At 40.9% G+C, this 12,017-nt stretch carries 11 protein-coding genes; 4 read left to right on the forward strand and 7 right to left on the reverse strand.

The features are described 5' to 3' along the window. Nucleotides 1–149: 149 nt before the first annotated feature. The 4 genes from ACLNCS_RS01445 to ACLNCS_RS01460 are packed head-to-tail and all read left to right on the forward strand — an operon-like array spanning nucleotide 150 to nucleotide 3,111. Nucleotides 150–830 (forward strand): amino acid ABC transporter permease, encoded by a 681-nt coding sequence (locus tag ACLNCS_RS01445; RefSeq protein ID WP_074324646.1) that lies wholly within the window; start codon nucleotides 150–152, stop codon nucleotides 828–830. Beyond that, a complete protein-coding gene (locus ACLNCS_RS01450; protein WP_074324647.1) occupies nucleotides 790–1,467 on the forward strand; it encodes an amino acid ABC transporter permease in 678 nt (225 codons plus the stop codon). Before ACLNCS_RS01445 ends, ACLNCS_RS01450 begins: the two co-directional genes overlap by 41 nt. After that, nucleotides 1,468–2,226 carry an amino acid ABC transporter ATP-binding protein gene (locus ACLNCS_RS01455; protein WP_424846873.1) on the forward strand — a complete coding sequence of 253 codons (759 nt, stop codon included), beginning with the start codon at nucleotides 1,468–1,470 and terminating at the stop codon, nucleotides 2,224–2,226. It begins immediately after the preceding gene. 18 nt (nucleotides 2,227–2,244) lie between these two features. Then, nucleotides 2,245–3,111 (forward strand): cysteine ABC transporter substrate-binding protein, encoded by an 867-nt coding sequence (locus ACLNCS_RS01460; protein ID WP_074324648.1) that lies wholly within the window; start codon nucleotides 2,245–2,247, stop codon nucleotides 3,109–3,111. 63 nt (nucleotides 3,112–3,174) lie between these two features. Here the strand turns inward: ACLNCS_RS01460 and pyrE are convergent, their stop codons facing one another. The 7 genes from pyrE to ACLNCS_RS01495 form a co-directional block, all read right to left on the reverse strand. Then, on the reverse strand, nucleotides 3,175–3,807 hold the full coding sequence (gene pyrE, locus ACLNCS_RS01465) for an orotate phosphoribosyltransferase (RefSeq protein WP_036755409.1): 633 nt from the start codon (nucleotides 3,805–3,807) through the stop codon (nucleotides 3,175–3,177). A gap of 30 nt (nucleotides 3,808–3,837) precedes the next feature. Further along, nucleotides 3,838–4,539 (reverse strand): orotidine-5'-phosphate decarboxylase, encoded by a 702-nt coding sequence (gene pyrF, locus ACLNCS_RS01470; protein WP_424846876.1) that lies wholly within the window; start codon nucleotides 4,537–4,539, stop codon nucleotides 3,838–3,840. A gap of 207 nt (nucleotides 4,540–4,746) precedes the next feature. Further along, nucleotides 4,747–6,006, reverse strand: a complete 1,260-nt coding sequence (locus ACLNCS_RS01475) for a cell division protein FtsQ/DivIB (RefSeq protein ID WP_424846878.1) — start codon at nucleotides 6,004–6,006, stop codon at nucleotides 4,747–4,749. A 9-nt stretch (nucleotides 6,007–6,015) separates the two neighbouring features. Further along, nucleotides 6,016–7,074, reverse strand: coding sequence for a UDP-N-acetylglucosamine--N-acetylmuramyl-(pentapeptide) pyrophosphoryl-undecaprenol N-acetylglucosamine transferase (locus ACLNCS_RS01480; RefSeq protein ID WP_036755417.1), 1,059 nt, complete (start codon nucleotides 7,072–7,074; stop codon nucleotides 6,016–6,018). A gap of 1 nt (nucleotide 7,075) precedes the next feature. Next, nucleotides 7,076–8,428 (reverse strand): UDP-N-acetylmuramoyl-L-alanine--D-glutamate ligase, encoded by a 1,353-nt coding sequence (gene murD / locus ACLNCS_RS01485; RefSeq protein WP_414309847.1) that lies wholly within the window; start codon nucleotides 8,426–8,428, stop codon nucleotides 7,076–7,078. A gap of 94 nt (nucleotides 8,429–8,522) precedes the next feature. Continuing rightward, complete coding sequence (locus tag ACLNCS_RS01490; RefSeq protein WP_424846880.1) at nucleotides 8,523–11,228, reverse strand: FtsX-like permease family protein; 2,706 nt, start codon at nucleotides 11,226–11,228, stop codon at nucleotides 8,523–8,525. A gap of 1 nt (nucleotide 11,229) precedes the next feature. Beyond that, on the reverse strand, nucleotides 11,230–11,931 hold the full coding sequence (locus ACLNCS_RS01495) for an ABC transporter ATP-binding protein (protein WP_424846882.1): 702 nt from the start codon (nucleotides 11,929–11,931) through the stop codon (nucleotides 11,230–11,232). Between the last annotated feature and the right edge of the window lie 86 nt (nucleotides 11,932–12,017).

A 12,017-nucleotide genomic window follows, 5' to 3' on the forward strand; every position in this document is an offset into this window, starting at 1 on the left:
TACATTTGTCAACTAAATTTCCTAAAAATTTTAAAATTTCCCTTTCCAATAGATTTTGTCTATCATTGTGATAAAAAATACATATTATTCAAAGCTCTATTTTAATGCTACAATAACTGTATTATTTTCCTAGATAGGAGGTTCTACTTTTGGATTGGTCCATTGTTGAACAATATCTACCACTCTATCAAAAGGCTTTTTTTCTGACCTTGCATATTGCAGTCTGGGGAATTTTAGGTTCTTTTCTGGTTGGGCTACTTGTTAGCGTTATCCGGCATTACCGCGTTCCTGTTTTCTCCCAACTGGCAACAGCCTATATAGAATTGTCACGAAATACACCCCTTTTGATACAACTTTTCTTTCTCTACTTCGGTCTACCTCGAATAGGGATTGTTCTCTCTTCAGAAGTCTGTGCAACAATCGGGCTCATCTTTTTAGGTGGTTCCTACATGGCAGAATCCTTCCGAAGCGGGCTAGAAGCCGTCAGTCAAACCCAGCATGAAATTGGTTTAGCCATTGGGCTTACTCCATTTCAGGTTTTTCGCTACGTGGTTCTTCCACAAGCGACAGCGGTTGCTCTACCATCCTTTAGCGCCAATGTTATTTTCCTCATCAAGGAAACTTCTGTCTTTTCGGCAGTTGCCCTTGCTGACCTAATGTATGTTGCTAAGGATTTGATTGGACTCTACTATGAAACAGATATCGCACTAGCCATGTTGGTGGTTGCTTACCTTATCATGCTTCTACCTATTTCACTAGTCTTTAGTTGGATAGAAAGGAGGCTCCGTCATGCAGGATTCGGGAATGCAAGTACTCTTTCAGGGGAATAATCTCCTGAGAATTTTACAGGGATTGGGAGTCACAATTGGGATTTCTATCCTGTCTGTCCTCTTATCCATGATTTTCGGAACAGTTATGGGAATTATCATGACCTCTCATTCTAGAGTGATTCGCTTATTGACACGCTTATATCTAGAATTTATCCGGATTATGCCGCAGCTAGTGCTCCTTTTCATCGTTTACTTTGGCTTAGCTCGAAACTTTAATATCAATATCTCTGGGGAGACTTCTGCTATTATCGTTTTCACCCTCTGGGGAACAGCTGAGATGGGTGACTTGGTTCGTGGCGCTATCACTTCCTTGCCTAAACATCAGTTTGAGAGCGGACAAGCGCTTGGCTTAACTAAAGTGCAACTCTACTACCATATCATTATCCCTCAAGTTTTGAGAAGGCTTCTACCGCAAGCCATCAATCTTGTCACTCGTATGATCAAAACGACTTCCTTGGTTGTTTTGATTGGAGTTGTTGAGGTTACCAAGGTTGGACAACAAATCATTGATAGCAATCGCTTAACCATCCCAACCGCTTCCTTTTGGATATATGGAACCATCCTAGTCTTGTATTTCGCAGTTTGCTTCCCTATTTCCAAACTATCTACTCATCTAGAAAAACATTGGAGGAACTAAATGTCTGAAACTATTTTAGAAATCAAGGAACTAAAAAAATCCTTCGGAGATAATCCAATCCTCCAAGGACTTTCCCTAGATATTAAAAAGGGAGAAGTCGTCGTCATCCTAGGACCATCTGGTTGTGGTAAAAGTACGCTACTTCGCTGCCTCAATGGTTTAGAAAGTATTCAAGGAGGAGATATCCTGCTTGATGGTCAGTCCATCGTTGAAAATAAAAAAGATTTTCACCTGGTTCGCCAAAAGATCGGTATGGTCTTTCAAAGTTATGAACTCTTTCCTCACCTAAATGTCCTTCAAAACCTCATCCTAGGACCTATCAAGGCTCAGGGGAGAGACAAAAAAGAAGTCACTGAAGAAGCTCTGCAACTACTGGAACGTGTCGGACTTCTAGATAAAAAACATAGCTTTGCTCGTCAATTATCTGGTGGACAAAAGCAACGGGTAGCCATCGTTCGTGCACTTCTCATGCATCCAGAAATTATCCTCTTTGACGAAGTAACTGCTTCACTGGATCCAGAAATGGTACGTGAGGTTCTAGAACTCATCAATGACTTGGCCCAAGAAGGTCGTACCATGATTCTGGTAACCCACGAAATGCAGTTTGCCCAAGCTATTGCGGACCGCATTATCTTTCTAGACCAAGGAAAAATTGCTGAAGAAGGAACTGCTCAAGAATTCTTCACAAATCCACAAACGAAACGAGCACAAGAATTTTTAAACGTCTTTGACTTTAGCCAGTTTGGCTCATATCTATAATCAACAAAGGAGATTATTATGAAACTACTTAAACCAATTCTAACTGTTTTTGCTCTAGCATTTGCGCTTATCTTCGTCACAGCTTGTAGTTCAGGAGGAAGCTCTGATGCTTCATCTACAAAGGCAACTGCCAAAGCTCGTACTATTGATGAAATTAAGAAAAGTGGTGAACTTCGAATCGCGGTATTTGGAGACAAAAAACCATTTGGTTATGTTGACAACGACGGTTCTTACCAAGGTTATGATATCGAACTAGGTAACCAATTAGCACAAGACCTTGGTGTAAAGGTCAAATACGTTTCTGTCGATGCTGCCAACCGTGCTGAATACTTGATTTCAAACAAAGTTGATATCACCCTAGCTAACTTTACAGTTACTGACGAACGTAAGAAACAAGTTGACTTCGCCCTTCCTTACATGAAAGTTTCTCTCGGTGTTGTGTCACCAAAAGATAAAGTCATCAAGGACGTTAAAGAACTTGAAGGAAAAACCTTGATTGTTACAAAAGGAACAACTGCTGAAACTTACTTTGAGAAAAATCACCCAGAAGTAAAACTCCAAAAATACGATCAATATAGCGATGCCTACCAAGCCCTTCTTGATGGACGTGGAGATGCCTTCTCTACTGACAATACTGAAGTTCTAGCTTGGGCGCTTGAAAATAAAGGATATGAGGTAGGAATTTCTTCTCTAGGTGACCCAGATACTATTGCACCAGCAGTCCAAAAAGGTAATCAAGAACTTCTTGACTACATCAACCAAGAAATCGAAAAATTAGGTAAAGAAAACTTCTTCCACAAGGCTTATGAAAAAACACTTCACCCAACTTACGGTGATGCTGCTAAAGCAGATGACCTAGTTGTTGAAGGTGGAAAAGTTGATTAACATCTAATAAATGTAACAAAAAGAAATCAGGTAACCCTAGGGGTTACCTGATTTCTATATATCTTAAGCATTTTGCCAATTTTCTTGGTCTTCTTTAAAGCGTTTGAGGAGGTCAAGTCCTTCTGGTGTGATGTAACCTTCTTCTTGGGCTAGGTGAATGAGCTCACTGTAGTTTGAAAGAGTCACCAATTTGACACCAGCATCCGCAAAGTTTTTATCTGCTTTTGGTAATTGATAGCTGAAGATAGCCACGACACCAAGCACATCTGCTCCTTCACGTTTAGCAGCTGCTACAGCTTCAAGAACAGACCCACCAGTTGAAATAAGGTCTTCCACAACGACCATCTTTTGTCCTTGAGCTACACGGCCTTCGATTTGGTTTCCAGCGCCATGATCTTTTGGTTTGCTGCGGATATAGGCAAAGGGTAGATTCATCTTGTCAGCGATGATGGCACCGTGTGGGATACCCGCAGTCGCTGTTCCTGCAATCACTTCTACCTCTGGGAATTCTGCCTTGATGGCTTCTACAAAACCATTCTCAATCAAAGTTCGAGTTTCTGGGTAGGCAAGCGTCACACGGTTGTCCGTATAAATTGGTGACTTGATACCTGATGCCCAAGTGAAGGGTTCTTCTGGTTTGAGGTAAACGGCTTGAATTTTCAACAGATGGCTAGCAATGTCTTTAGCAAGTGTCATGGGATTCTCCTTTGTATTTTTACTTTATTCTTATTTCCAGTCTTGTGTCCATTCATCCTTGATAGCATGATAAGCTGCTACTGGATCAGCTACCTGAGTGATTGGGCGTCCGACAACGATATAGTCACTACCAATATGATAAGCATCTGCTGGTGTCATAACTCGTTTTTGGTCCCCTACTGCAGCGCCTGATGGACGAATGCCGGGTGTCAGGCAGATAAAGTCTGGACTGGTAGCTTCTTTGATGAGCTTCACTTCCTGAGCTGAACAAACCACACCATCTAATCCCGCTTCAGCGGTTTTCTTAGCATAATGAATGACCGATTCTTGAAGACTGGTTTGAATATTTTGAAACTCTCTCATTTGTTCCTCAGAGGTTGAAGTTAACTGAGTGACAGCAATCAATTTGGCTTCTTTCCCAAGGCCTTCACGCGCAGCCTTCATCATCTCAACGCCACCTGCTGCATGAACATTTGTCATATCAACGCCCAGATGAGACAAGACCTTCATGGCTGATTTGACTGTATTTGGAATATCATGGAGTTTGAGATCCAGAAAAACACTATGTCCCAAGCCTTTCAGATAAGAAACAATCTCAGGTCCTGTAGCATAATAGAGTTCCATACCTACCTTTAGATAGAGGCTCTCTCCTGCTGGAAAAAGAGCTAAAAATTGCTTGACTGCCTCAAAACTTGGAAAATCAAGAGCAATAACTGGACGAGCTTCGCGCATACTTTTCTCCTTTTACCTTTGTTAGCTAGAGAGCATGAAAAAAGGAACCTGCCTACAGCAAGGTTCCACGAAAAATGGGTAGTCTCCACCCTTTCACCGTCTAACCTTAGCTGCCTCTCTGGACTGCTTTAAAGGTTTTTTACTATTCTATTATTTAAAGCGGTACTTGTCAAGTAAAAACAAGTAACTGAACGAATCACCTGAAACTTAGCGACTCTGTGTTGTTTGAGTCGTCTGTGTTGTTTGATCTTGATTTCCTTGCTCAGCTTGTTTTTTCTTCTCTTCTTCCTGCTTCTTCTTTTCCTCTTCTTTGGCTTTGACTCTTTCGTCGTCCAGAGCCTTATCCACTAGACTATAGCTATAGATACCGACCTCCATGTCAATACCACTAGGAACTGTCAACTGTGGTTTTATCTTACTATAGTAAGGTAACTTCTTCCCTAGTTCTGATAATGGCACCAAAATCTCGTCTGTGTCATACATGGTAATCTTTAGAAGGTCACTTGTTACCTTACTTGGTGCAAGTTCAATCTTCTCAATCTCTTGCTTAATTTCTGGACTAACTTCATTTAGCTGAGAAATTAGGGCTTTAATCTGTTCCTCATCGTTAAATAAAACAGATATGTATTTCTCAGGTAAGTTGTCAGAACTAACGGCAGTTGATTCAATACTTCCACTAGATAATATTGGGTAATAGTTATCTCCTGAAACTGAATAGGCTACAATCTCAAATTCTTTAACTTCAATGGTGAAGTGAACTGGAAATTGATAAACTATCTTAGCTGATTCAATCCAGTGATTTGATTTGATCATTTCCGCATGCTTATCTTTATTTAAAAGTAAGCTGATTGTATAGTCACTGTCACGAATTCCAGAAGCTTCTTTGACTTGGTCTGCACTTGTCTGAACCGTCCCTGTAACTTCAATATGTTTCATTGTAGCTAGAGGGCTTAGAAGATAAATAGACAAGAATAAGATTATAAAACTTGGGACGAGGATCGTAACTGCTCGCCAGATATGTATAGAAGGAATGGCCGGTTTTGGAGGTTTACTCTTGGTTTTTACCTTTTTCTGTTTCTTAACCTTTTCGTCAGCTTTTTCTACTTGATCCTGACTCTTAGAGTCTTCTTGAGGAGTTTCCTCCGAATCTTTCTCTTCATTTGAAGTCTCATCGCTAGTATCCGAATCCTTCTCTTCAGATTTTTCGGATTCTTCGTCCACTTCTTCAGAACTCGTAGAGTTTTCTTCCGTTCTTTTGCTCAAATACTCCTGGTGTTGTTTTTGCCATTCTGACACTTCTTGAGCGCTTTCAGAAGACTCTGATACTTGTTCTTCTTTTTCACGTGCTTCTTCTTCGGCACGCTTCGCCTCTTCTTCAGCTTTTTTTTGAAGATATTCTTGATTTCGTTTTTGCCACTCTGACAATTCCTTGCCTTGAGTGTGCTGATTCTTTTTATCCTTTGACATCAATTTTCCTTATGATAAATCTTTTTTGAGTAGCTCATAAAAATCTGCCACAGATTTTAATTCCTGAGAATTCTTCATCTTGTTTTGATAGATCTCTTTGTTGGTCAAAAGTTGATTTACTTTTTCTTCTAAAGTTGACAAGGTCAAGTCACTCTCTTGCAACTCCTCAGCATAGCCTTTCTTCACAAAATAGGCTGCATTTTCAATCTGATCTCCGCGGCTGGCTTCACGCCCCAGTGGCACAATGACGTGCAATTTAGCCATAGCAAGGAGTTCAAAAATAGTATTGGCACCACCACGAGTGATGACCACATCAGCCATATTCATGAGTGGTTGATAGAGTTCCGTCGCATAGTCAACACGGTAGAGGTTTGAACTTAGTTCATTTAAACTAGCATCACCTGTCAGGTTAATGATATTATAGCGACTAGTCAGCTCTTCCTTGTGGTCTGTTACTAGTTGGTTAAAGACACGTGCCCCAGCAGAACCTCCAACAAATAGAAGAGTTGGTAACTTATCATTGAAAGAAGTTCGGATATCCACCATTTCTTCAGGTTCTTCCATAACTGGACCAGAAACCTTGGTCACAGCTCCTACATGTTCTACCTTAGTGAGACTAGACGCTTGCTCGAAAGTAGAGTACATCTTAGTCGCAAACTTATAGGCAATTTTATTGGCCAATCCCATAGAGAGATCAGACTCGTGGATGAAGACTGGTACTCTGCATACTCGCGCTGCGATAACAGGCGGAACAGATACAAATCCACCCTTAGAAAAGAGGGCTTGTGGACGAACTCGAAGCATGATAAAGAGCGATTGAAGAATTCCAAAAGCAACCTTAAAGACGTCAACCATATTTTGCCATGAGAAATATCGACGTAATTTCCCTGTTGCAATCGAATGGAAGGTGACATCTAAACCTGACTTGAGAATTTCATGATGCTCAATCCCATTTTTATCACCAATATAGTGGACTTCCCAGCCATCTTCGATGAACTTAGGCATTAACAAAAGGTTGAGGGTAACGTGTCCAACCGTTCCCCCACCAGTAAATACTATTTTTTTCATATTATCCCTTTAACTCCGCTACAGTGTCGATGAAAAGATCTCCACGTACTTCAAAGTTAGCATACATATCCCAGCTCGCATTGGCAGGACTGAGGAGAACAACATCTCCCTCTTCCGCAAGTTCAGAAGCCTTACGAGTTGCATCCGCTATGTCCGTTGCATCCACATAAGGCACACCAGCCTTATCCGCTGCACGTTTGACACGTTCTGCAGATTGACCGAGAATGACCATTTTCTTAAGTCCAGTAATATCAGGAACCAATTCGTCAAACTCATTGCCACGGTCCAACCCACCAGCAATCAAGATAACCTTGCTATTATCAAATCCTGACAAGGCTTTTTGAGTTGCTAAGATATTGGTTGACTTGCTATCGTTGTAGAATTTAACGCCATTGATTTGGTCTACAAACTGGAGACGGTGTTTAACTCCACCAAAGGCTGACAAAGTTTCCTTGATGGTTTCATCATCAACGCCACGCAGTTTAGCAACGGCAATGGTTGCAAGAGCATTTTCCACATTGTGACTACCTGGAACACCGATTTCATCAGCTGCCATGACTTTTTCACCACGGAAGTAGAGAAGACCATCTTCAAGATAAGCTCCGTCAACCTTTTCAAGTGTTGAGAATGGTATTACAGTCGCATTTGTCTTTGTCGCAAGTTCTTTAGCTAATTCCTGGTTGAAGTTCAATACTAAGTAATCAGCCGCTGTCATATTGCTTTGGATATTCCACTTGGCTGCCACATAGGCTTCAAAAGAACCGTGATAGTCAATATGTGTTGGCATCAGGTTTGTGATAACAGCAATTTCAGGATGGAATTCCTGAATTCCCATTAATTGGAAAGAAGAAAGTTCCATGACAAGGGTGTCCTTAGCTGTTGCAGTTTGAGCCACCTGACTAGCAGGATAACCAATGTTACCTGATAAAAGCCCATTTTGTCCTGCAGCAGTCAGAACTTCTCCAATCATGGTTGTGGTCGTTGTCTTACCATTTGAACCCGTAATACCGACGATTGGTGCATCAGAAATCAAATAGGCCAACTCAACCTCTGTCAGGACTGGAATACCTTTTTCTAGAGCTTTTTCAATCATAGGATTGCTATAAGGAATACCAGGGTTTTTCACCATGAGGGCAAAATCTTCATCCAACAATTCCAAGGGATGACCACCAGTTACAACCTTAATCCCCTCTTCTAGAAGGCTCTGAGCTGCTGGATTTTCCTCAAAAGGCTTGCCATCATTAACTGTTACAATGGCACCCAACTTATCCAATAGACGAGCTGCAGACTCACCTGATTTGGCTAAACCTAGGACTAATACTTTCTTATTTTCAAATTGATCAATTCGTTTCATATCTAGAACTCCATTTCTACTCTTACTATTTTACCATTTTTATGAAAATAAAAAAGCCACAAAGGGCTTTCTTATTTGTTTTTTGTATAAAAAACTATTCAACCGACTTGAGGGCTTCTAGCATATCAAGCTTTCTCAGATAATGATTTACAAAAAATCCAAGAATTGTCAGTATAACACTAACTGCTAAAACTGGGATTAGATACACTTCCCAACCGACCTTCGGTTGAAAACGGAAGGTACCGGGTGCGATCATCTGAATGAGAAATTGATGGAGATAAAAGCCTGATACCAATCCTACAATCATTCCAATTAGTGACAATATGATGGTTTCCCGATAGATGTAAAGGGTCACTTCTTTGTTATGAAAACCAAGAACCTTGATGGTTGAGAGTTCTCGAATCCGTTCAGCAACATTGATATTTGTCAGATTATAGAGAATCACAATAGCTAGTAGCACCGATACCAGCACCAAAATCGCCATGGTATGATTCAGAGAATTAGCAAAACTTTCAAAGAGTTGAATGGTAGAAGCATTTTGAACTAGGCCATTGACAGCTGCCTGCTCCATAAATTCTCCTGCAACTCTTTCGGTGTTGACTTCACTTTTATCCTTGAGCTGGACCAGATAAGTATTCATCTTGGCTGCTTGCCCATAAATGGCTTCATAGGTCTTTTGATTCATATAGACAAAGTGACCTACATAGTGCTCGGTAATAGCGCCAACTTTAAAGGTTTTTCCATCGATTGTAAAGTTATCACCAACTGAAACACCTGCTAACTGGGCTAATTTTTCTGTCAGGATAACTCCATCTGATAAGTCCAGTTTTTCACCATTTTTTTCTAATTGAACAAAGGGAGCCAGGTCATCTTGATCCGTTACCATCATGGTCACAGTTTGAATTCCAGCCTTGCCGGAATACTTTTCTTCAATTTGCTTGGAAGAAATCAAACGGTAGTCTTCGATCTCATCACTTTTCAATTTTTCTTCTAGCTTGGCCTTATCAGAATCAGAGGCCCGAGTATTAACAGAGAGAACCATCTGGTATTGTTGCAGATCCTTAAACTGCCTGTCTGCCACTCCAACCACAGAGGATTGAATACCAAGTCCTGCAAAGAGGAGAGCAACTGAACCTGTAACCCCAAAAATAGTCATCAACATCCGTTGCTTATAACGGAAAATGTTGCGAGCTGTAACTTTTTGGGTAAAGCTCAAATGTGACCAGATAAATGTTATCCGCTCCAAGAGAATTTTAGAACCCTTGACTGGTGGCTTAGGGAGTAATAATTGCGCCGTTTCTTCATGTAAGTCTCTGCGAGATACAAGGTAGGCAGGTAGGACACTAGCTACTAAGCTCACCCCCAGAGCTAAGCAACTATAGGTCCAGTAAAAATACTGTTGATTCTCACCAACAATCATACGCTCGGTGATGATATGTGAGATTGTGGGTGCTAAAACATAATGGCCAATTAGAATTCCTAGAAGAGTTCCAAGCGTTCCAGCAACTAGACCATAAATCACAAACTTAGCAATGATGTCTTTGCTATGGTAGCCTAGAGCTTTAAAGATTCCTGCATTGGTCCTTTCCTCATCCACAAAACGTGTCATAGTTGTAAAGGTAACCATGGCTGCGACGGCATAGAGAACAACTGGAAAGATATTTCCCACGGCACGAATACTTATGGCTGAGTTACTATACATGAGATAACCTTGACCAGTAGGAGAGCTTTTTCGATTGTAAACATGATAGGTTGGCTCTGTGAGAAGATTGACTTCATTCTGACTGGTCTGCCATTTAGCCTTCTCACTAGCAAAATCTGACTCAGCTTGACTTAGTTTTTCTTTTTCTTGTTTTAGCTGTTCTTTAGCTTGGTCTATCTGACTCGAAACTTGGCTCTTTTGCGGTTCTGGAAGTTGGCTTAACTGTACTTCTTGTCCTTGAAGCTGAGTCTCGGTTTCTTGTAGACGTTTCTTGCCAGCTACCAGGTTGGTCTCTGCCTCGTCCAGTTGCTTCTTTCCTTCATCAAGTGATTTTTGAGCGTCTTTCTTCATTTTCTCAAGTCGAGCTTGACCATTATCAGCAACTAGCTCCTTGAGTGTTGCCTCTTCTTCCTCGAGTTTCTTTTCGTAATCACTAGAGAAAGGATTGACATCTGTTAGGCTAGCAAAACGCAGGCGGGCAATCGTGTAAACAGAGCTCTTAAAGTTATCTTTTGTTACAACTCCATAGGCTGCTAAGTTCCCATTACCACTGGCTGAACTCCCCATATCTGATTTTGAAAAAATATCTGGAGAGTGGGCAAAGCCTGTAATGGTATAACTATCCCGCTTTAATTGAGAATTACTGCCCTTTTTTTGACTAAAATAAATGACTTGACCAATCTGATAGCGATCTTTCCAAAAGTCCGCCAAGGCCAATTCATCTTCTTTTTCAGGCAAACGACCTTCCGTTACTTGAAATTTTGAAATCTTATCAGTATTTGAAAAGATTCGTATGGAATCTTCACTATTTGCCAGAGTCAAATCTGTCATATAACCAAACTCGACATCTGCTCCTGATAGAGTTTGCAATTCTGCCTGGTCTGCCTGATCAAGCCCATAATCTCCTATGATGGTCACATCTGCCGTATTAGTATCTTTCAGATAATCCCAAGCTGTTCGCTCCATATTGGGACTGGCCACTTTGAGACCGACTAGGGCCAAAGAACCTAACATCATCAAAGTTAGAATGGATAGAAATCGCCCTTTTGAACCTGTGAAAGACTGGAGCAGGTCTTTCCAATATATCTTCCTTTTCATATCAGTACTCCAAATCATCAATATCCTGTGGTTGAGGATTGATAACAACGCTCTTGACACTGGCATCATGCATCTGAATCACCCGATCAGCTATAGGAGCAAGGGAAGCATTATGGGTCACGATGATAACGGTGGCCCCTTTTTTACGTGACATATCTTGAAGAATCTTTAGAACCTGCTTACCAGTCTGGTAGTCCAAAGCTCCCGTTGGTTCATCACAAAGGAGAATTTTAGGATTTTTAGCCACAGCTCGAGCAATGGAGACCCGTTGTTGCTCACCACCTGACAACTGGGCTGGAAAATTATTGAGACGATGTCCTAGACCTACGTCCTTTAGAACTTGCTCAGGATCTAAGGCATCTAAGACAATTTCTGATGCCAACTCGACATTTTCTTTAGCAGTCAAGTTAGCAACCAAGTTATAAAACTGAAAGACAAAACCAACGTCATTTCTACGATAGTTGGTTCTCTGATGAGAAGTGAAATTCGAGATATTGATTCCGTCAATCCAAACTTGTCCTTCATCATTGGTATCCATTCCACCTAGAATATTTAAGACCGTTGACTTTCCTGCTCCAGACGAACCAAGGATAATGACCAGTTCTCCCTTTTCAATCTCGAAGTTGACGTCACGATTGGCTACAATTTCTGTTTCTCCAGTATGATATCTCTTATAGCTATTTTTCATTTCAATGTAAGCCATCCTATCTCCTCCTCTTCTATCCCTATTTTCATCTTTATTATAACTCTTTTGCAGTGAGAATTAAAGCAAATATAAGATAGAAAAGA

The sequence above is a fragment of the Streptococcus sp. CL9.43 genome (assembly GCF_049737935.1).
Classification (GTDB): Bacteria; Bacillota; Bacilli; order Lactobacillales; family Streptococcaceae; genus Streptococcus; species Streptococcus infantis_I.